The following is a 21,415-nucleotide window of genomic DNA, read 5'->3' as shown; positions in this document are numbered from 1 at the left end:
ATCAAATCGGTTCGCTATCCGCCCGCCGTCAGGGCGGCGATCCGCGCCGGTACCAGCCGTATTCCCAGTGCCACGGCATGTCGTTCTCGCCCAGCGCCAGACGCGCGATTTCGGGGAACATGCGCTCGGCGCGCACGTCGTTGGCCAGCAGCACCAGGCAGCGCCGGCGTGCCTCCAGGCAGATCAGCATATTGCCGGTGCTGTCGTTGTGGCCGCCCTTGAACCAGGACGGCCCGCTGCGGTCGCGGAAGGTCACCACGCCGAGGCCTGCGGCCAGATGCGGCACCGGCGCCGGCGTCGCTTCGGGCGCCAGTGTCGGAAACTGGCTGCTCGAACGAATCGGCAGCTGCCCCCGCACCATCTCCGCGTGCGCCTTCGCATCCAGCAATTCGCCACGCTGCAGCGCCGCCCACAGGCGCGCCTGGTCGGCGATGGTGGTGTCCATCGAGCCGGCCGCCACCGGGCTGCCGCGCTCGTCGTGCGGCTCCATGCGGCCGTCAACCGTATAGCCATCGGCCAGGTTGGCGCCAAAACCGGGCCGCCAGCGCATGCCGGTGCCGGGCATGCCGACGCGGTCGAACAGGCGCTCCTGCATGGCGCGCCCGAGTTCCAGTCCCAGGCCTTCCTCGACGACCAGCTGCAGCACATAGAAACCTTCGGCCGAATAGGCGTAGCGGCTGCCGTGCGTGAAGTGGAAGCGCAGGCGCCCGTCCGGCTCGAGCCAGCGGAAGTTGGCAAAGCCGGCGCCGTGGCTCAGCAGGATGCGCGGCGTGAGCAGGCGCCAGCGCTCGTCGCCGGCCAGCGCGCTGAACTCGAAGCGGCCGCCGCCGCGCGTCAAGGCATATTCGGGCAGCGGCTTGGGCAGCAGCGCCGGCAGCGGTGCGTCGAGGTCGAGCTTGCCCTCCTGCGCCAGCTGCAGCACCAGCAGCGCGAACACGGTCTTGGTCAGCGAGGCGCCGTACATCACGGTGTCGGTCTGCAGTGGCAGGCGCCGTTCGGCGTTGCGCCAGCCATAGGCGGCCTGCTTGACGATGCGGCCGTCGTCGATCACCGCCAGCGCCAGGCCTTGCACCTGCTCGCGCGCCATCAGGCGCTCGATGTCGGCGTCGGTGAAGCCGGGGGCGTCGTTACGCGGCGTGGAACAGGCGCCGAGGGACAACATCAGGACTAGCGCGAACAGCGTTTTCATGGTTCCTCCTGAATGGTCATGTATTGACGGGCCGGCCATCGGAGTGTAGCTGGCTTTACCTCGCTTTACATTTGCCGCCCTGTTGCCGGGTGAAGAGGTGACCGTTAATCGGATACGACTAGCTCAACAAGGCATGAACATGGTTACCAGTATCGGCGGCGCAAGCGCGTCCCAGGCGGCGTACGCAACGCGCACCGTCAGCAGCACCCAGGCAACGAGCGGCACCGAACAGACTTCCCCGGCCGTCACCCAGGACCTGACCGAAAGCAGCGCCGACGCCGCAACCCCGAGCGCCGAGTCGCTCGCCGCCGCGCGTCTCGGCGACCAGCTGGGCGCGCAGGCCGACGCCGCGCGCGTACAGCGCGCCGTGGATGAAAGCACTGCGCAGCCGGTCTCGACCGACGAGACGACGCAGGCCACGGAAACCGCCGACGGCGAAGCGACCCAGGCCACCGCGCAGGCTGCCGGCGGCCAGGCGCCTGCCGCTGCCGGTGGTGCGGGCGGCGCCGGCGGCGCAACGGCATCGTCCAGCACCAGCGACGCCGACTACATCGCCGAAGCCGACACCAACTCGGACAAGACGGTCAGCGACGAAGAGCGCGCGGTGTACGAAGCCAAGCAGGAGAGGCAGGCCGAGGAAGCGGCGGCGAAGAAGAAGGAACAGTCCGGCGCGGCCGATCCGGCAGAAGCGCGCACGGCCGAAGTGCGCAGCGCCTATGGCCTCGACAGCGAGGCGGCGCCGGCGCTCGACATCACGGCCTGAGCCCGCTTTCAGGGCGCTTTCCTGTCGCAGCGCACCAATTTTCCCGACGCTCAATTTTCGAAAATCGGGAGAAACGCGTTGTAGTCAGAGCATCAACTACGGTAGAGTGTCGCCTCCGAGAAGACTTTCCACGAGGCGGCGCATGTCCGAACACAGCCTAACTACGCCCCCCGGATTGTTGCTTGCGACGGACCTGAGCGCCCGCTGCGACCGGCCGCTCGAGCGCGCAAAGCAGCTGGCGGGCCAATTCCATTCCCCCTTGACGGTATTGACCGTCCACGATGCGCCGCAGGCGCCGCTCGAAGTCACGGGCTGGCTCGACGGCGACATCGGCCTCGAACGCGCCGAACACGCCGCGCGCGCGGAACACGCGCGCGAGTTCGCCGGCAGCGCACTGCAGGTCGGCCTGCGCTTTGCCAGCGGCGCGATCGACGACGCCATCCTCGAGACCGCGGCCACGCTGCCGGGTGCCATCGTGGTCACCGGCGCCTCGCGCCACGACAGCCTCGGCGGCCTGCTGCTCGGCTCGACGGTCGAGAAACTCGCGCGCAGGTTGGCGCAGCCGCTGCTGGTGGTGCGCCAGCGCGTGCGCGGTCCCTACCGCCGCATCATGGTCGCGATCGATTTCACCCCGGCCGCCGGCCTGGCCCTGCACACCGCCGCGCGCCTGTTCCCGGACGCGCCGATCACGGCTTTCCATGCGCACGACAGCGCCAGCCTGCTGGGAGATAATGCTCCCCCAGGCGACGAATTCGCGCGCTTCCTGGCCGATTGCGCGCTGCCCGACCATACGCGCGCGCGCGTCACGCCAGTGATCGGCGAAGGCGAACCGGCTTCGCAGCTGACGCGCTACGTGCTCGAACACGATATCGACCTGGCCGTGCTCGGCCTGCACGAAGAATCGACCCTGACGCGGCTCCTGATGGGCAGCCGCGGCGACCAGTTACTGCAGGATGTCGCATGCGACACCCTGGTCATTCCTCCTGGAGAACGCCATTGAAATCCCTGACCTGTTCCGTGCGCCTGTGCGCACGTCCTTACACCTGCCACTGCCCTGAAGGATGACTTCGATGACGTCACTGGCATTGCTGCTCCTCGTCCTTCTTCCCTTCGCCGGCGCCTTCGTATGCGCCTGCCTGCCCAACGGTTCGCGCAACCGCCCCGCCGTCGCGGCCGGTGCGTTCACCCTGGTGGCCCTCGCCACCGCGATCTTCCAGTTCAAGCACCTCGAGTCCGAGACCCTGACTTCGCGCCACGAATGGCTGCCGACGTTCGGCCTCGACATCATCCTGCGCATGGACGGCCTGGCCTGGCTGTTCTCGGTCATGGTGCTCGGCATTGGCCTCTTGGTGGTGCTGTACGCACGCTATTACATGAGCAAGCGCGACCCGGTAGCGCGCTTCTACGCCTACATGCTGGCCTTCATGGGCGCCATGATGGGCGTGGTCCTGTCGGGCAACCTGATCCAGCTGGTGGTGTTCTGGGAACTCACCAGCCTCACCTCCTTCCTGTTGATCGGCTACTGGCAGGAGCGCAACGACGCCCGCCGCGGCGCGCGCATGGCGTTCACCGTCACCACCGCCGGCGGCCTGTGCCTGCTGGCCGGCGTGCTGGTGCTCGGCCACATCGTCGGCAGCTATGAGCTCGACGTGGTGCTGGCTGCGGGCGACCAGATCCGCGCGCACTCCCTGTACCTGCCGGCCCTGATCCTGGTGGCGCTCGGCGCCCTGACCAAGAGCGCGCAGTTCCCGTTCCACTTCTGGCTGCCGCACGCGATGGCCGCCCCGACGCCGGTGTCGGCCTACCTGCACTCGGCCACCATGGTGAAGGCCGGCGTGTTCCTCCTGATCCGCCTGTTCCCGGCGCTGGGCGGCACCGAGGAATGGACCTGGCTGATCGTCGGCGCCGGCGTCAGCACGCTGGTGCTGGGTTCCTTCTTCGCGATCTTCCAGCACGACATGAAAGGCCTGCTGGCCTATTCCACCATCAGCCACCTGGGCCTGATCACGGTCCTGATGGGCATCGGCAGCCCGATGTCGGTGGTGGCGGCGATCTTCCACGTGATGAACCATGCGATCTTCAAGGCCTCGCTGTTCATGGCGGTCGGCATCATCGACCACGAGACGGGCACGCGCGACATGCGCATCCTGCGTGGCCTGCGCCGCGCGATGCCGGTCACCGCCGCGCTGGCGATCGTGGCCTCGGCCTCGATGGCCGGCGTGCCGCTGATGAACGGCTTCCTGTCGAAAGAGATGTTCTTCGCCGAGACCGCGCACGTGGGCGGCACCGAAGACTGGTCGATGTCGTACGCGGCCCTGGCCATGGGCATCTTCAGCGTGGCCTATTCGCTGCGCTTCATCAGCGTGTTCTTCGGGCGCCTGGCGCAGGACCTGCCGTCCGAGCCGCACGAACCGGCGCGCTGGATGCGCTTCCCGGTCGAGTGCCTGGTGGTGCTGTGCATCGCGGTCGGCATCATGCCCGAGCGCGTGGTAGGCGAAATCCTGGCCGTGGCCTCCGGCTCGGTGCTGGGCGCGGCGCTGCCGGCCTACGACCTGGCGATCTGGCACGGCTTCAACCTGCCGCTCCTGATGAGCTGCCTGGCGCTGGTGCTGGGCGCCGGCCTGTATTACTTCCTGCTGCGCCGCCACGACCTGCGCGAACGCACGCAAGTGCCGGTGCTGCACCGCCTGAAGGGCGCGCAGGCGTATGAAAACACCATGCTCGGCCTGACCCAGGCCGCCAACTGGCTGATCCGCTGGACCGGTACCAAGCGCCTGCAGCCGCAGCTGATGGTGGTGATGGCGATGATGGTGGCGGTGCCGCTGCTGCTGGTCGATCCGCTGCCGTCGCTGCCCGGCCTGGACGCCACCCTGGCCACGTTCGCCATCGGCGAATTCAATCCGCTGTTCGCCGTGCTGTGGCTGGTGGGCGCGGGCTGCGCCGTGGGCGCGGCCTACAAGGCCAAGTACCACCGCCTGGCGGCGCTGTCGATGGTCGGCGGCACCGGCATCGTCACCGCGATCACCTTCGTGTGGCTGTCGGCGCCCGACCTGGCGCTGACCCAGCTGATGGTGGAAACCGTGACCACGGTGCTGATCCTGCTCGGCCTGCGCTGGCTGCCGCCGCGCTTCGCCCCGCCCGGCCTGAAGGCCAAGGCGCCGCCGAGCACCTGGCTGCGCCGCTCGCGCGACGGCCTGATCGCCGCCGCCGGCGGCCTGGGCATCGCCTACGCCAGCTACGCGATCCTGATGCGCAGCCCACCGCCGTCGATCGGCGACTTCTTCGTGCTGCGCGCGCTGCCCGAAGGCGGCGGCTCGAACGTGGTCAACGTGCTGCTGGTGGACTTCCGCGGCTTCGACACCATGGGCGAGATCACCGTGCTGTCGGCCGTCGCCCTGACCGTGTATGCGCTGCTGCGCCGCTTCCGTCCCGCCACCGAATCGATCGCGATTCCGGTGCAGCAGGCCAGCGACGTCGATCCGGCCGTCACGCAAACGCCGGCGGTGCAGGCGGCCAGCGGCTACCTGATGATCCCGGCCATCTACCTGCGCCTGCTGCTGCCGGTGATGGGCGTGATGGCGGCCTACTTCTTCATGCGCGGCCACAACCTGCCGGGCGGCGGCTTCGTCGCCGGCCTGATCTTCGCCACCGCGCTGATCGTGCAGTACATGGTGGCCGGCACCGACTGGGTCGAGTCGCACCTGCGCCTGCGTCCGCACCGCTGGATCGCCTGGGGCCTGTGGTGCGCCTGCTTCACCGGCATCGGCGCCTGGTTCCTGGGCTACCCGTTCCTGACCAGCCATACCGCGCACCTGACGCTGCCGATCCTGGACGAGATCCACGTGCCGAGCGCCTTCGTGTTCGACCTCGGGGTGTTCCTGGTGGTGGTCGGTTCGACCATGTTGACCCTGGTCGCGCTGGCGCACCAGTCGCTGCGCAGCCACCGCGCTCCGCCCGGCGCCACCCGCGCCGCCATCCCGCCCGCCAAGGAGATCTTCTGATGGAGCTGATCATTTCGCTCGCCATCGGCATCGTGTTCGGCTCCGGCATCTGGCTGGTGCTGCGCCCGCGCAGCTTCCAGGTGCTCAGCGGCCTGATGCTGATGTCGTACGCCGTCAACCTGTTCATTTTCGTCATGGGGCGGCTGTGGGTCGACGCCCCGCCGCTCACGCCACCGGGCAGCACGCCGGTGCCGAGCGACCTGGCCGACCCGCTGCCGCAGGCACTGGTACTGACCGCGATCGTGATCGGCTTCGCCACCACCGCGCTGTACCTGGTGGTGATGATCGGTTCGCGCGGTCTGACCGGCACCGACCACGTCGACGGCAAGGAGCCTGAAGTATGAATGACGCAGTATTCGACGTTCTTTCCCTGGACTGGCGCCAGCACCTGATCATGGCGCCGATCCTGCTGCCGCTGCTGGTGGGGGCGGCGCTGGCGCCGCTCACCCAGGGCTGGCACCGCCTCAAGTTCTGGCTCAGCTACGCCTCGGTGCTGGGCATGCTGGCCACCTCGCTGTTCCTGATCCGGATGACCGACGGCGGCCACTGGCAGGACGGCATGGGCGTGTACCTGGCCGCCAACTGGAGCGCGCCGTTCGGCATCGCGCTGCTGGCCGACCGCCTGAGCAGCATCATGCTGCTGCTGTGCGCCGTGCTGGCGCTCGCCGCGCTGCATTTCACGCGCCTGCGCTGGGGGCGCATCGGGGTGCACTTCCACACCCTGTTCCAGTTCCTGCTGATGGGGATCAACGGCGCCTTCCTGACCCACGACCTGTTCAACCTGTTCGTGTTCTTCGAAGTGATGCTGGCCGCCTCGTATGGCCTGGTGCTGCACGGGTATAACGCCGAACGGATCCGCGCCAGCATGCAGTACATCGCGATCAACCTGGCCGCCGCATTGCTGTTCCTGATCGGCACCGCGCTGATCTACGCCACCACCGGCACCCTGAACATGGCCGACCTGTCGGCGCGCGTGGCGGTACTCACCGGCGAAGAACTCAGCCTGTTCAAGGTCGGCGCGGCGGTGCTGGCGCTGGCCTTCCTGACCAAGGGCGCCATGTGGCCGCTGGGATTCTGGCTGCCGACCACCTACGCCGCGGCCTCGCCGCCGGTGGCGGTGATGCTGGTGTTGATGACCAAGGTCGGCGCCTACATCGTGCTGCGTCTGTGGCTGCTGATGTTCTCGGACTACAGCGGCGCCGCCGCCGGTTTCGGCCAGGATGCGCTGCTCTACGGCGGCATGCTGACCATCGTGTTCGGCGCCGCCGGCATGCTCTCGACCGACACCGCGGGCCGCATGGCCGGCTACGCCGCGATCGTCTCGTCCGGCACGCTGCTGGCGGTGATCGGCTACGGCCAGCCTTCGCTGGTGACGGCCGGCCTGTACTACCTGATCGGTTCGACCGTCGGCGTAGCCGCCTTCCTGCTGCTGATCGAACTGATCGACCGCATCCGCACGCCGCGCTCGGCGATGCTGGCGCTGACCATGGAAGCCTACGCGGTCGAGGATGCGCCGGCCGAACCGGTCGGGCGCGGCGTGCCGGCGGCGATGGCCTTCCTGTCGCTAGCGTTCGCCGCCTGCGCGCTGATGATCGCCGGCCTGCCGCCGCTGTCGGGCTTTGTCGCCAAGTTCGGCATGTTCCATGCGCTGCTCAACCCGGGCGACGGCAATGGCATTCCGGCTTCCGGCTGGACCCTGATGGCCCTGATCGTGCTCTCGGGCCTGATCGCGGTGATCTCGATGATGCGTTTCGGCGTGCGCACCTTCTGGGCCAATGCCGGCGCCGAGCCGCCCAAGCTGCACCGCTCCGAAGTGGCGCCGGTGCTGTTCCTGCTCGGACTGTCGGTCGTGATGACGGTGCACGCCAATGCGCTGTTCGGCTACCTGGCGCGCGCCAGCGACGACATCCACCGCCCAGGCACGTACGTCCAGCGCGTGCTGGGCGCACCCACGGTCCCCGGACCGGTATCAAACCCGGAGGCGCCATGACCCGCTGGCTACCCTATCCTTTCGTGTCGCTGGCGCTGTGCGCGCTGTGGCTGCTGCTGAACCAGACCCTGTACCCGGGCCACATCCTGCTCGGCGTGCTGCTCGGCGTGGCCGGGCCGCTGCTCACGCGGCGCCTGCAGCCGCTCGGCTATCCGCGGCTGCGCAAGCCCGTGGTGATCGTGCGCCTGCTCGGCTTTGCCTCGGTCGAGGTGGTGCGTTCGTGTTTCAACGTCTGCCGCGTGATCCTGTTCGCCGACTACGCCAACCTGAACTCGCAGTTCATCCGCGTGCCGCTGACGATGCGCGACCCGTACGGCCTGGCCGCGCTATCGTGCCTGATCAATATGACGCCCGGCACCGTGTGGACCGAGATGCAACCCGGGGATGGGCTTGAGAAGCGACACGAACTGGTGCTGCACGTGTTCGACCTGCACGATGCCGGCTGGTGGGTCGACACGATCAAGACGCGCTACGAAGCGCCGCTGATCCAGATCTTCGAAACCCGGCCCTACGAGGTCAAACCATGAACCGCGTTACATTGGAGGCCCATCATGGCAACCCTGCTTGAACTGTCGATCGGCTACGCGCTCGTGTGCGTGCTGGCGGCCATGGTGCTATGCGCCGGGCGCCTCTTGATCGGCCCCTCGGCCCACGACCGCGTGCTGGCCCTCGACACCCTGTGGATGTGCGGCATGCTGCTGGCGCTGGTGCTCGGCATCCGCTACGGCACCCAGATTTATTTTGAAGTGGCGATGCTGATCGCGCTGGTCGGCTTTGTGTCGACGGTCGCCATGGCCAAGTTCCTGATGCGCGGGGAGATCATCGAATGAGCGAACTCGAACTCCTGCCCGCGTGGGCTGCATTAGTCGTGTCGCTGCTGCTGATCCTGGGCGCCAGCATCATCCTGATCGGCGCACTGGGGCTGCTGCGACTGCGCACCTTTTATCAACGCATCCACGGGCCGGCGATCACGGTCACGCTGGGCGCCGGCAGCCTGCTGCTGGCGTCGATGCTGTACTTCACGGTGGGCCAATCGCGCCTGGTGGTGCACGAAGTGATCATCACCTGCTTCGTGCTGCTGACGGCGCCGGTGGTGGCGATGATGATCATGCGCGCCGCCGTCTATCGCGACCTGCGCGCGAAGAAGGGCGACAGCGGGGCGACGGCGGGCGAGGTGTACACCACCACGCGCGAGTGAATACCGCGAAACAGTAGCGCGCGCCGTCAGCCCGGCAAGCGCTGGAACAGGCCCGGATAGTCGACCACCAGCCCGTCGGCATCGGTCGCGATCTCGGCCTGGAACGGGTCGGACAGGCTCTCGAACCGGTAGCGTCCGGCCCCCAGCGCGGTGTAGGCCTGGCGCGACGGCGCCACGCTCGCCTCTGGCAGCGTGATGTAGGCGACGCGGATTTCCTGGCGTTCGCGTAGCCGGTCGCCCAGGCGCCGGATCGGCAGCGTGTTGGTAAACGGGGTGCCGGTGATGTCGATGTCGATGCAGCCGTCGAGCTGCGGCAGCGGGTCGCCGTCGGCGCCGCTCCAGTGCCCTTCGCCGTCGCCGCGCAGCAGCAAAGTAGCCCCGCCCGCCACCCGCAACTGCACCCGGCGCACGCGCCAGCGCGGGTCGCAGCGCACGGCATAGCTGCAGCCGAACAGTTCGCCGGTGAACATGGCGCCGAATGATGGTCCGATGATGACACCGTCGGCGGCAATTCCTTCCTCGGTCTGGTCCAGCGTAAAGTGCTCCAGCCCTTCCCCTTCTTCGGTGATCCAGCGGCATGTGCGTTGCATGGCGGTCTCCTGTGCAGTCTTCTTTATCCCCATGACCGTCCACGATAGCCGATCCGCAGGGCGATGACGGAACGCGATCGTGCGTCTTTACGGCTACAAAACATCTGCTCGACAACTGCGTGTTGTAATTACAACGCGAACAACTTTCGATGGCGCGGCGCAGCAGTGTTAGCGCTATCAAATCTTCTGTCGGTTTTTCGAGTGAAAACGCCTGCGCCGTCATTTATGTCGAGACGGCAAACCTGCCGATCCCATCTTTATTTTTTTTGCAGTGCACCATCGATGCCCCGTTTACAAATTTTCAAGCCAGGCAGAGACTGAAAAAAACGCAATGATAGCGCTAACGGTAGTCAAGGAGACAATATGCAGGCAGAACCGCTTCAGGTCCGGCAAGGCAGTCGCACGCGCTGGGTCATCATGGGTGTCAGCGGGTGCGGCAAGAGCACGATCGGCGCCGCGCTGGCGGCCTCGTTCACCGTTCCGTTCCTCGAAGGCGACGCCTTCCACCCTGCCGACAACGTCAGCAAGATGGCGTCCGGCGTCCCGCTCGACGACGACGACCGCGCCGGCTGGCTGCAGGCCCTCGCCAGCGAAATCACCCAGGCACAGCGCGACGATCGCGGCCTGGTGCTGTCCTGCTCCGCGCTCAAGCGCCGTTACCGCGACCTGCTGCGCGAAGCCGACCCGCAGCTGCGCTTCGTGCATCTTGCCGGTCCGCGCGAACTGATCGCCGACCGCATGCACCAGCGTCCGGATCACTACATGCCGCCCTCGCTGCTCGACAGCCAGCTGCGCATCCTCGAACCGCTCCAGCCCGACGAAGGCGGGCTCACGCTCGACATCACCCTGGCGCCGACCGCGCTGGTGGAACGCATCACCGCATCGGCCTGAGTTTGCAAACTCAGGGCCGGCGCGGCACCGATTTAGTCGCAAATCAGCTGCACATAACGTTGCAAAAAAAACGCCGCATCCCTGGGACGCAGCCGCCCGCCATGAGGCAGCGCGCCCCGCACACAACAAGCGATAGGAGACAACCATGCGCACCCCAGTTCAAAGGACCTTGATCAGCCTAGCCGTCGCCAGCGCCTGCTGGACGCTGGGCGCGGCCCACGCCCAGCAGGCGCCGGCCGAACCCACGGCGGCTACCCCGGCCGCGGCGCCGCAGACAGTGGCCGAGACCAGTGCCACCGATGCCGGCACCACCTCCGGCGCCGCAACCGCCGGCGCCACCGCATCCGGCCAGGAACTCCCGGCCGATACCGCCCCCGCCGGCACCGCCCCGGCCAGCGCCGACGGCGGCAACGTGGTGCGCATCTCCGGCTCGCGCATCGCGGCGCGCGGCTTCACCCAGCCGACGCCGACCACCAGCTTGACCACCGCCGACCTGGAAAAGGCGGCCAAACCGAACCTGTTCAACACCCTGGCCGAGCTGCCGGCGCTGCAGGGCAGCACCGGCCGCACCACCAGCACCAACAGCACCAGCAGCGGCATCCAGGGCCTCAGTTCCCTCAGCCTGCGCGGCCTGGGCACGATCCGGACCCTGACGCTGCTCGACGGCCAGCGCGTGGTCGGCGCCAACGTCACCGGCGTCACCGACGTCAGCCAGTTCCCGCAGCTGTTGGTGAAACGGGTCGACGTGGTCACCGGCGGCGCATCGGCCTCGTACGGTTCGGACGCGGTGGGCGGCGTGGTCAACTTCGTCACCGACAAAAAATTCACCGGCTTCAAGGCCAACGTCCAGGGCGGACAAACCAAGTACGACGACGACCGCGGCGGCACCGTGCAGGCGGCCTGGGGCCGCGGCTTCATGAACGACCGCTTCCACGTCGCCGTCAGCGGCGAATTCACGAAAGAGAACGGCATCGATTCGCCCGGCTTCGGCGAGGTCGGCCCCAACGGCCGCAGCTGGTACAAGAACCCGGCCTATTCGGTGCGCCCGCTGAACCAGACCGGCGACGGCCTGCCGCAATACCGCGTCATCGAACACGCGCAGCAGTACCAGTACTCGAAATATGGCCTGATCACCAGCGGCCCGCTGCAGGGCACCGCGTTCGGCGACGGCGGCGTGCCGTACCAGTTCCAGTATGGCTCCAACGGCCAGCCGACTGGCACCGGCGCGGTCACCAACTGCGTCAATCCGTTCTGCATCGGCGGCGACCTGAGTGGCAGCGTGGGCGCCGGCACCAACCTGGCGATGAACTTCAAGCGCCAGGTGGCCTACACCCGCATGTCGTTCGACATCGATCCCGACAACGAGATCTACTTCACCGCCAACTACGGCCAGGTGGCGTCCGAGTTCTCGCCCAACCCGGGCGCAGCCAAGAACGCCAACCTGACGGTCCAGTGCTCGAACCCGTTCCTGCCGGCGTCGATCGTCGCCGCCTGCGCGCAGAACAACATCACCAGCTTCCAGTACGGCACCGCCAACGCGATCTTCCCCGAGAATATCAACGTCCACCCGACCCGCACCCAGCGCCGCTTCGTGCTCGGCGCCGACGGCAAATTCAGCCTGTTCGGCAAGGACTGGGCGTACGACGCCTACATCACGCACGGCGAGAACAAGACCAATCTCGACGCGCGCGCGATGACCATCAACCGCCGCTACAACGCCGCCATCGATGCGGTGCGCGCACCGGACGGCAGCATCGTGTGCCGCAATCCGATCGCCGCGGCATCGGGCTGCATACCATTGAACATCATCGGCAACAACCCGGTCGACCCGGCCGCCTGGGCCTATATCGCTCCCGAAAACGGTCCGCGCCAGCGCACCAAGCAAAGCCAGGACGTGGGCAGCTTCAACATCAACGGCGAACTGTTCGAAGGCTGGGCCGGCCCGATCTCGCTGGCCCTAGGGGCCGAATACCGGCGCGAGAAATACCGCGTGCGCGGCGACGCCTACGGCAATGGCGTGACGCCCGATTCGCCCAACAACGCCATGTATCCGGCCGACCCGCTGCTCGACACCACGGTCGGCAACAACTGGTACGCCGGTAACTTCCACAACGGCGAAGGCAGCTACAACGTGCGCGAAGCGTACGTGGAACTGAACATCCCGCTGCTCAAATCGGCCACCTGGGGCGAGGCCAACCTGAACCTGGCCGACCGCGAAACCAAGTACAGTACCGCCGGCAGCGTGGGCAGCTGGAAGCTGGGCGCCACCTGGCAGACCCCGATCGACGGCCTGCGCCTGCGCGGCGTGACCTCGAAAGACGTGCGAGCACCGAATCTGAGCGAACTGTTCGCCGCGCCGGTGGTGGTCAACAACGTGGTCCAGTACCAGGGCAACACCATCAGCGTGCAGGAACGCACCGTCGGCAACACCAACCTGCGCCCGGAGATCGCGCGCAACAACACCTTCGGCATCGTCCTCAGCCAGCCGAAATGGGCGCCGGGCTTCAGTGTCTCGCTCGACTACTTCGACATCAAGGTCAAGGACGTGATCTCGGTGCTCACCAGCCAGCAGGAAGTCGACCTGTGCGTGGCCGGCAACCAGGACATCTGCTCGGCGGTGGTGCTGAACAACCCGGGCAACAACTACGTCACGGTGCAGAACTTCAACCTCGCTTCGCTCGAAGTGAAAGGCTTCGACATCGAGACCGCCTACAGGACTGGTCTCGAGCGCTGGAACCTGCCGGGCCGCTTCACCTTCCGCGCGCTGGCCACCCGCAACCTGCACTTCATCACCGATTCGGGCGTGGTCGGCACGCGGCCGGTGGATGCCGCCGGCTCCAACATGGGCAACACGCCGAAGTGGAAGCTGCTGGCGCAGCAAAGCTGGGACAACGACAAGCTGAGTTTCACGCTGACCGAACGCTGGATCAGCGATGGCACCTATCGCAACGACTTCATCGAGTGCCAGACCGGCTGCCCGACGTCGACCCTGATCAACCCGACCATCTACAGCAACAAGATGAAGGGCGCGACCTACTTCGACTTCGGCGGCAGCTACAACGTCTCGAAAGCGATGCAGCTGTACTTCAAGATCGACAACCTGACCGACGAGTCGCCTGAACCTGCGCCGCAGACCAATGCAAGCTTCGGCATCAACCCCGCGCTGTACGACGTGGTCGGGCGCACCTACCGGGTCGGCCTGCGCTACGGCTTCTAAGGGGACCCTCGCATGGGGAACATGGTACCCGTCCTGCTCGCGGTGGGCCTGCTCACGCTGCTGATCGCGTGGGGCAAGGTCCAGCCGCTGCTGGCCTTCGTCGCGGCATCGCTGGTGGCGGCCCTGCTGCTCGGGGTGCCGCCGGAGAGAATCCCCGGCGCGATCGAGAAAGGCATTGGCGACCTGTTGGGGTCGCTGGTGGTGGTGATCTGCCTGGGCGCCGTGTTCGGCAAACTGATTGCCGACAGCGGCGCCGCACGGCGCATCGCCACCTGCCTGCTCGATGCGCTGGGGCCGGCGCGCATTCCGGTGGCGCTGACCGTGACCGGTTTCGTGGTCGGCATTCCGCTCTACTACAACGTCGGCTTCGTGCTGCTGGTGCCGCTGATCTTTTCGCTGGTGGCCGGCAGCGGACGGCCGGCGGTGGCGCTGGCGATTCCCTTGCTGGCCGGGCTGTCGATCGCGCACGGCTTCCTGCCGCCGCATCCGTCGCCGGTGGCATTGGTGGCGGCGATCCACGCCGACATGGGCACCACGCTGCTGTACGGGATCGTGGTGGCGGTGCCGACGCTGATCCTGGCCGGGCCGGTGTTCGCGATGTCGCTGCGCCGCATCCAGGCCACGCCCGCCGCGATCTTCCGTAACGGGTCCCAGGTCGATGACGTCAGGCTGCCCGGGGCCTTCAACAGCTTCGCCACCGCGCTGTTGCCGGTGCTGCTGCTGGGCGCGACCACGCTGCTGGCGATGGCGCGCCCGGACCTGAACGGCGCGCTGGCGTTCTTTTCCAATCCATTGGTGGTGATGCTGCTGTCGTACCTGGTGGCGGTGTTCACGCTCGGCCTGGCGCAAGGACGCAGCCTGGCCCAGGTGATGCAGGGCCCGGGCGAAGCGATGCGCGAGATCGCGCCGATCCTCCTGATCATCGCCGGCGCCGGCGCGCTCAAGCAGGTGCTGGTCGAATCGGGCGTCAGCGCCGAACTGGGCGCGCAGCTGCAAAGCCTGCCGGTGCAGCCGCTGGTGCTGGGCTGGCTGGTGGCGACCGTGATCCGCATCTGCCTCGGCTCGGCCACCGTGGCCGGCGTGACGGCCGGCGGCATCGTGGCCCCGCTGGTGCACAGCTCCGGGGTCGATCCGAACCTGATGGTGCTGGCCATCGGCGCCGGAAGCCTGATGTGCAGCCACGTCAACGATTCGGGGTTCTGGATGTTCAAGGAGTACTTCGGCCTGTCGCTGAAGGACACCTTCCGCTCCTGGACGCTGATGGAAACCCTGGTCGGGGTGTTCGGCCTGCTGTTCGTACTGATGCTGTCGATGTTCTTGTGATTGCCGTACAAAATAAGAGGGGACTACCAAGATGATGACAACCTTACCTGTTCGTCCGCGCATGCTGGCGCTGGCGCTGCTGCTTGGCGCAGCGGCGGCCGGTGCCGCAGTTGACTCGCACGCTGCACCTACCCCGTCGGTCTCCGCCTACCAGGCGATGCCGGTCGATCCCCGCGCGATCGTCGTGCGCGCCACCGGCGACGGCAGCACTGATGACACCGCGGCGATCCAGGCCGCGATCGACAGCGCCGCCAACAAGGGACAGGGCGGCGTGGTGTTCCTGCCGTCCGGGCGCTATCGCATCACGCGCTCGATCCTGATTCCGCTGGCGGTGCGCGTGTATGGCGTCGGTCCGACGCGGCCGGTGTTCGTGCTGGCGCCGAACACGCCCGGCTTCCAGAAGGGCGTGGCCAATATGGTGATCTTCACCGGCGGCGACCAGTACACAGTGGGCAAGGTACCGATGCCGGTACCGAGCGCGGTGCCATTCAGCGCCGAAGAGGGAAAAGCGGTCCGCAACGCCAACTCGTCCACCTTCTATTCGGCACTGTCGAACGTCGACTTCGAGATCAAGGACGGCAACCCGGCCGCCGCCGCGGTGCGCATGCACACCGCCCAGCACTCGAACCTGAGCCACATCGATTTCCATCTGGGCTCCGGTCTGGCCGGCGTCTACCAGGTCGGCAACGTCGCCTACAACCTGCGCTTCTACGGCGGCCGCTACGGTATCCTGAGCGAAAAGACGTCACCCGCCTGGCAGTTCACGCTGATGGATTCCAGCTTCGAAGGCCAGCGCGACGCGGCGATCCGCGAGCACGAGGCCAGCCTCACCATGATCAACACCGAGATCCGCGACACGCCGGTGGGCGTCGAGATCAACCGCGGCTACGGTGACTGGTTGTGGGGCAAGGACGTGCATTTCGAGAACGTCAGCAAGGCCGCCCTCGTCGTCAGCAACGAGGACAACGTCTACACCCAGGTCGGCATGGAAAACGCCATCGCGCGCAACGTGCCGACCTTTGTCCGCTTCCGCGACAGCGGCAAGACGGTGGCCGGCAAGGGGCGCGACTACCGCGTGAATGAATTCAACTACGGCCTGTTCGTCAAGCAGATGGGCGAGATGGGCACGTTCGGCACCAACTACAAGACGAGTACGATACCTGCCGATCTCAAGGCGACGCGCGCCCTGCGCTCGCTGCCGTCATCAAAAGACTGGGCCAATGTGCTCGACTACGGCGCCAAGGGCGATGGCCAGACCGACGACACCGCCGCGCTGCAGAAGGCGATCGACAGCAACCGCACGGTCTACCTGCCGCAGGGCTTCTATGTGGTCAACGACACCATCCGCATGCGGCCCGACAGCGTCATCATCGCCCTGCATCCGGGCCTGACCCAGCTGGTGATTCCGAACGGCTCGCCCAGGTTCCAGGGCGTCGATGCGCCCAAGGCGCTGCTCGAAAGCGCGCGCGGCGGCGACGGCATCGTGTCCGGCATTGGCCTCGCTACCGGTGAAGTCAACAACCGCGCTGTCGCCTTGCTGTGGCGCGCCGGCGAGCAATCCTTGGTGGACGACGTGCGCATCCAGGGCGGCCACGGCACCCGCCTGTACGACGGCAGCCGCGCCGATCCGTACAAGAAGGACGCCAAGTTCGACACCACCGCGCACTGGGACCGCCAGTATCCGAGCGTGTGGGTGACCGACGGCGGCGGCGGCACCTTCTCCGGCATCTGGTCGCCCAGCGGCTACGCGCAGGCGGGCTTCTACGTGACCAACACCAAGACCCCGGGCAAGGTGTACGAACTCTCGGCCGAGCACCATATCCGCGCCGAGATCGTGCTCGACAACGTGGAGAACTGGGAATTCCTGGCGCCGCAGACCGAAGAGGAAATCCGCGACGGCGCCGATGCGGTGTCGCTCGAGATCCGCAATTCGAAGAACCTGCTGTTCGCGAACTACCACGCCTATCGCGTGACGCGTTCGTACAAGCCGATGCCGGCTGCGGTCCTGATCAGCAATTCGAGCGACATCCGCTTCCGTAACGTGCACGTGAACGCGGAGAGTGGCTACGCCACCTGCGACGACGCCGGCTGCGCCACCTATCTGCGCGCCAGCAAGTACGCCTACGAAAACGCGATCCGCGACGTCACCAACAAGCTCGATGTGCGCGAGCGCGAGTTCGCCATGTTCGACTACACCGGCAAGCAGCGCACCGCGCCGGCGCCACAAGGCAAGGTCGAGAAGCTGGAAGGCGGCTTCTATGCGATCGCCGGCGGCGCCGTGGATGCCAAGGGCAAGCTGTACTTCGTCGACCGCTACTGGAAGCGCATCTTCAGCTGGAACAAGGGACAAGGCCTGAGCGTGGTGCGCGACGCGCCGCTCGACCCGGTCAACCTGGCGATCGACAACAGCGGCAACGTGATGGTGATATCGTCCTATGGTCCGCAGGCCAGCGTGTACGCGTTCAAGCCGGGCATGCCGGGCACGGACATCACGATGATCAAGCCTACGCCAGTGGCCGCCCGTAACGGCGCACGCGTCGCAGTGCCGGTCAACTTCTGGCAGAACGGCGAATTCAAGGACCAGCTCAACTTCGACACCTATGAATTCACCACGCTGGCCGAGATGTTCGCGCGTGACGTCGCGCTGCCGAAGGCGAACGAATACGTGTCGCCGGACGGCAGCCTGGTGCTGCCAGCCTACCGCGTGCTGCGCCAGGGCGGGCCGGACCATCTGGGCTGGCGCTGGGCCGATTCGCTGCAGGCGCACGGCTTCGTCACCGCACCGGTGGGCGGACGCGTGGTGTTCACCAACGGTTCCGAGAACCGCACCTTCAGCGGCGTGGTCAATCAGGGTGGCGGCCTCACCAACCTGAAGCAGGTGGCCAACCGCGGCGGCGAGAGCGCGGCCGTCGGCCCGGACGGCAACGTGTACGTCGCCAACGGCCAGATCTTCATCTATGGCCAGGACGGCAAGCAGAAAGGCCGCATCGACGTGCCGGAGCGTCCGCTGCAGCTGATCTTCGGCGGCGCCGACAAACGTACGCTGTTCATCCTGACCCACCATTCGCTGTACGCGACCCAGGTCGGACGATGAAACGCCACGGCATCGTCCTCGGTTCGCTGCTGCTGTGCTGCAGCGCCCTGGCGCAGCAGTTGCCGACGGCGCCGCAAGTGCGCCTGTGGCCCGATGGTGCACCTGGATCGGAACGCCGTCATGGGGAGCCGGAGAAGGTCGCCGACGTCTATATCAGCAATGTGCACGATCCGTCGCTCACCGTGCTGCGCGCCGACCCGCGCCACGCCAACGGCGCCGCCGTGGTCGTCGTGCCGGGTGGCGGCCACCGCATGCTGGTATTCCAGAACGAAGGCATGGTGGCGGCCAAGGCGCTGAACCGGATCGGCGTCACCGCTTTCGTGCTGAAGTACCGGCTGGCGCGCGACGGCGACTCGGGCTACACCATTGAGGGCGATGCCGCCGCCGACCTGCGGCGCGCGCTGCGCTGGGTGCGCGCGAACGCGGCGCAGTATGGCGTCGATCCGCAGCGCCTGGGGGCGATGGGCTTTTCGGCCGGCGGCGAGCTGGTGTCGCTGGTGGCCGATCATCCGCAGCCGGCGGTCATGAACAAGCGCGATGCGGTCGACGGCATGGACGCACGTCCCGACTTCCAGGTGCTGGTCTATCCAGGTCCGCTCGGCGTGCCGGCCACGGATGCCAGGAACGCACCACCTGCCTTCCTGGTGGCCGGCTCGCGCGACGACTGCTGCATGCCGCCGACGCTGGCCTTGTACCAGCAGCTGGTGGCGGCCGGCGTGTCGGCCGAGCTGCACCTGTATGCTGACACCGGCCACGCCTTCAACATGGGCCAGCGCGGCGAGCGCGTCTCGCTGCAGCACTGGCCCGATCGCCTGGCCGACTGGCTGGCCGACGGTGGCTGGCTGGTGCCGCGTGCGGGACGCAAGCCCGAAGGCGTGCCCGCACCGTGAAAATCACAACCAAGGAGACACGATTGAAGGATCGACGTTTGACGCGGATGACCCGCACATTGACTGCCACCCTGGCGCTGGCGACACTCGGCATTCCGGACGCCCTGGCCGACAACCAGTTCAAGCTGCTGGTGCTGGCGATTCCGAACAAGTACCACTATGAATACATCCCGATCGCGCGCGACAGCCTGGAACGGCTGGCCAAGCTGCACGCGTTCGAGCTGGTGTGGACCAACAAGACCCAGGTGTTCGAGGGCGACTTGCGCCAGTACGCGGCGGTGATGTTCCTGAATACGCCGGGCGAAGAACTCAATCCGGCGCAGCGCGCGAAGTTCGAAGAGTACATGCGCGGCGGCGGCAATGCGATGGTGGTGCACCGCGCGGCGATCACCCCGCTTGATGCCTGGCCGTGGTACGAGAAGCTGGTCGGGCGCCGGGTAGGCGTGCATCCGATGCTGCAGACCGGCGTCGTGACGACTGTCGACAAGGGCTTCCCCGCCACCTACGGTCTGCCCGAGCGCTGGATCTGGAGCGACGAGTTCTATGTCACCACCAATCCCTATAACGTGAAGATCAACCCGGTACTGAACGTGGACGAGTCGAGCTACGACCCGCGCAAGATCTGGCCGGGGCAGGTGTCGGAGCCGATGGGCAAGGAGCATCCGATCGCGTGGCATCACCGGCATGAGCAGGGCCGCGTGTTCGTGACCACCCTCGGGCACAACGGCGAGCAGTATCGGGACCCGCAGTATCTGCTGCACCTGATGGGTGGGATCTACTGGACTGCGACCGGATTGGGACAACGACGCTGATCGCGCAGCGTCGCGTCACATCCCGCGTTGGAGGCGGCGCCAACCCAGCACCAGACCGCTGGCAGTCAGCAGTACGCCCAGTACGCACAAGGTGATCACGACCGCGTCCCACAGCGGCCGCGTACGCAGGATGGCAAAGTCGAGCCGGTGCAGGCCGTTGAACAGCCAGCGGTCCCACCTGGTATCGCGATCGACATACCCGACCAGCTGTCCCTGGCGCGGATCGACATAGAACGTCGGCGCCTGCGGCAGGTCGAAGCGCGCGCGCAGCACCGGGAACGCTGCCGCGCGATGGTGAGTGTAGTAGTAATCATCCGCCTCATGCAGCATGTCCAGGTGCAGCGGCACGTCTAGCCTGAGCGCCTGCACTGCGTGCGCCAGCACAGCTTGGGGCAGCGTCTCGACCGATGCACCGGTGCGCGCATCGACCAACCCACGCCGTGCCCTGCCCAGCGTGGACAGGTACAGCGCGCCATCCACGCGCCGCCATTCCAGCTCCAGCACGCCCGGATGACGGCGCAGGATCGCCGCCGCATCCACGGTCAGGTCGCCGGCAGCGAGCGCGCCGCCGGCGAACGCGAGCCGGTCCTGTGCCGACGGTCCCGGCGCCGAGGGAAATCCGAACGGTCCCACCGACAGCCAGCCGCTGAACAGCCAGGTGATGGCCAGCGTGCCCATGCCCAACCCGAGCCAGTGATGCCAGCGCTGCCAGCCTTTATAGGGCGACATGCGGCCGCCCGCATAACGGCGCCGCACGCGCAGGCGCTGGATGCCCAGCACCATGCCCGACAACACCAGCAGCAGCGCCGCGCCCGAGGTCCACATCACCACCTGGCGCCACGCGTCACCGTGCTTGCGCAGCGGCGTCAGGTACACCCAGTGCACCACCGAACCGACCCAGTTCCAGGCCCGTTCGCTGCGCGTGGTGTCGCGCACCAGCTCCCCGGTGCGGCCCGAGACGTACAGCACGCTGCCGGCGGCATCGTCGGCCGTCACCCGGTACAGCGGCCGGTGCGCGCTGACGCGGCCGAAGGTCCACTGATCGAGGTCGATCACGTCGGCGCCGAACCAGCGTGCGCCCGGCGCCGCGGCGAGCGCGCTGGCGTTGACGATCTCGCCGTTCACTTCCAGCGGCGCGCCGCTGTCGGCCCACACCGAGTGATGCACGCGCTCGTGCTGGAAGTGCCAGGCCGGCCGCCCGGCGACGGTGTTGAGCCGCACCGCGTCGGGCAGGCCCGGCACGCCGGTAGCACGCCACGCTGCATCGGCATCGACCGCGACCAGCGCCGGATCGAGCGGCGCCAGCCAGGCCATGCGTTCCTCCTCGGTGAGCTCGGGATACGGCACGTACATCATCACGATGCCCGAGCCGAACCACAGCAGCACCAGGAGGCCGATGCCGATCCCGAACCAGCGGTGCAGCAGGTGCAACTGGCGCTTCCACGATCCCATCATGG

At 67.2% G+C, this 21,415-nt stretch carries 17 protein-coding genes; 14 read left to right on the top strand and 3 right to left on the bottom strand.

The features are described from left to right. Positions 1–28: 28 nt before the first annotated feature. Positions 29–1,189 (bottom strand): serine hydrolase domain-containing protein, encoded by a 1,161-nt coding sequence (locus tag RTQ83_RS16950; protein ID WP_312516963.1) that lies wholly within the window; start codon positions 1,187–1,189, stop codon positions 29–31. A gap of 139 nt (positions 1,190–1,328) precedes the next feature. Between RTQ83_RS16950 and RTQ83_RS16945 the strand changes: the two genes are divergently transcribed. The 8 genes from RTQ83_RS16945 (at position 1,329) to mnhG (ending at position 9,141) form a co-directional block, all read left to right on the top strand. After that, complete coding sequence (locus RTQ83_RS16945) at positions 1,329–1,952, top strand: hypothetical protein (RefSeq protein ID WP_312516961.1); 624 nt, start codon at positions 1,329–1,331, stop codon at positions 1,950–1,952. Between the two features lie 142 nt (positions 1,953–2,094). Continuing rightward, positions 2,095–2,952 carry a universal stress protein gene (locus RTQ83_RS16940; protein WP_312516959.1) on the top strand — a complete coding sequence of 286 codons (858 nt, stop codon included), beginning with the start codon at positions 2,095–2,097 and terminating at the stop codon, positions 2,950–2,952. 70 nt (positions 2,953–3,022) lie between these two features. Then, complete coding sequence (locus tag RTQ83_RS16935; RefSeq protein WP_312516957.1) at positions 3,023–5,953, top strand: monovalent cation/H+ antiporter subunit A; 2,931 nt, start codon at positions 3,023–3,025, stop codon at positions 5,951–5,953. Next, a complete protein-coding gene (locus RTQ83_RS16930; RefSeq protein ID WP_312516955.1) occupies positions 5,953–6,297 on the top strand; it encodes a Na+/H+ antiporter subunit C in 345 nt (114 codons plus the stop codon). The genes RTQ83_RS16935 and RTQ83_RS16930 overlap by 1 nt, the downstream gene beginning before the upstream one ends. After that, a complete protein-coding gene (locus tag RTQ83_RS16925; protein ID WP_312516953.1) occupies positions 6,294–7,943 on the top strand; it encodes a monovalent cation/H+ antiporter subunit D in 1,650 nt (549 codons plus the stop codon). The genes RTQ83_RS16930 and RTQ83_RS16925 overlap by 4 nt, the downstream gene beginning before the upstream one ends. Before the next feature lie 68 nt (positions 7,944–8,011). Continuing rightward, the gene (locus RTQ83_RS16920; protein WP_409456121.1) at positions 8,012–8,470 is read left to right on the top strand and encodes a Na+/H+ antiporter subunit E; all 459 of its coding nucleotides are present in this window, start codon (positions 8,012–8,014) and stop codon (positions 8,468–8,470) included. Between the two features lie 24 nt (positions 8,471–8,494). Then, positions 8,495–8,773, top strand: a complete 279-nt coding sequence (locus RTQ83_RS16915; protein WP_312516949.1) for a K+/H+ antiporter subunit F — start codon at positions 8,495–8,497, stop codon at positions 8,771–8,773. Further along, positions 8,770–9,141: a monovalent cation/H(+) antiporter subunit G gene (mnhG, locus tag RTQ83_RS16910; RefSeq protein WP_312516947.1), complete on the top strand. Its 372-nt coding sequence runs from the start codon at positions 8,770–8,772 to the stop codon at positions 9,139–9,141. Before RTQ83_RS16915 ends, mnhG begins: the two co-directional genes overlap by 4 nt. Positions 9,142–9,167: 26 nt before the next feature. Here the strand turns inward: mnhG and RTQ83_RS16905 are convergent, their stop codons facing one another. After that, a complete protein-coding gene (locus RTQ83_RS16905) occupies positions 9,168–9,731 on the bottom strand; it encodes a putative glycolipid-binding domain-containing protein (RefSeq protein WP_312516945.1) in 564 nt (187 codons plus the stop codon). Positions 9,732–10,094: 363 nt separating this feature from the next. Here RTQ83_RS16905 and RTQ83_RS16900 point away from each other — a divergent pair, with 363 nt between their 5' ends. The 6 genes from RTQ83_RS16900 (at position 10,095) to RTQ83_RS16875 (ending at position 19,958) form a co-directional block, all read left to right on the top strand. Beyond that, complete coding sequence (locus RTQ83_RS16900; RefSeq protein WP_312516943.1) at positions 10,095–10,622, top strand: gluconokinase; 528 nt, start codon at positions 10,095–10,097, stop codon at positions 10,620–10,622. Between the two features lie 145 nt (positions 10,623–10,767). Then, positions 10,768–13,839, top strand: coding sequence for a TonB-dependent receptor domain-containing protein (locus RTQ83_RS16895; protein ID WP_312516941.1), 3,072 nt, complete (start codon positions 10,768–10,770; stop codon positions 13,837–13,839). 12 nt (positions 13,840–13,851) lie between these two features. Then, positions 13,852–15,162, top strand: coding sequence for a gluconate:H+ symporter (locus tag RTQ83_RS16890; RefSeq protein WP_312516939.1), 1,311 nt, complete (start codon positions 13,852–13,854; stop codon positions 15,160–15,162). 31 nt (positions 15,163–15,193) lie between these two features. Continuing rightward, the gene (locus tag RTQ83_RS16885) at positions 15,194–18,256 is read left to right on the top strand and encodes a glycosyl hydrolase family 28-related protein (RefSeq protein WP_312516937.1); all 3,063 of its coding nucleotides are present in this window, start codon (positions 15,194–15,196) and stop codon (positions 18,254–18,256) included. After that, positions 18,253–19,146 carry an alpha/beta hydrolase gene (locus RTQ83_RS16880; protein ID WP_312516935.1) on the top strand — a complete coding sequence of 298 codons (894 nt, stop codon included), beginning with the start codon at positions 18,253–18,255 and terminating at the stop codon, positions 19,144–19,146. The genes RTQ83_RS16885 and RTQ83_RS16880 overlap by 4 nt, the downstream gene beginning before the upstream one ends. A gap of 47 nt (positions 19,147–19,193) precedes the next feature. After that, positions 19,194–19,958 carry a ThuA domain-containing protein gene (locus RTQ83_RS16875; RefSeq protein WP_312516933.1) on the top strand — a complete coding sequence of 255 codons (765 nt, stop codon included), beginning with the start codon at positions 19,194–19,196 and terminating at the stop codon, positions 19,956–19,958. Between the two features lie 15 nt (positions 19,959–19,973). Here RTQ83_RS16875 and RTQ83_RS16870 read toward each other — a convergent pair whose 3' ends face one another. Beyond that, entirely contained in the window at positions 19,974–21,413 is a 1,440-nt protein-coding gene (locus RTQ83_RS16870) for a PepSY domain-containing protein (protein WP_312516931.1), read from the bottom strand. Positions 21,414–21,415: the final 2 nt, after the last annotated feature.

Source organism: Massilia sp., from assembly GCF_031995545.1.
Classification (GTDB): Bacteria; Pseudomonadota; Gammaproteobacteria; order Burkholderiales; family Burkholderiaceae_D; genus Telluria.
Note: the sequence above shows the minus strand (reverse complement) of the source record. Positions and strands in the feature narration are given on the sequence as shown.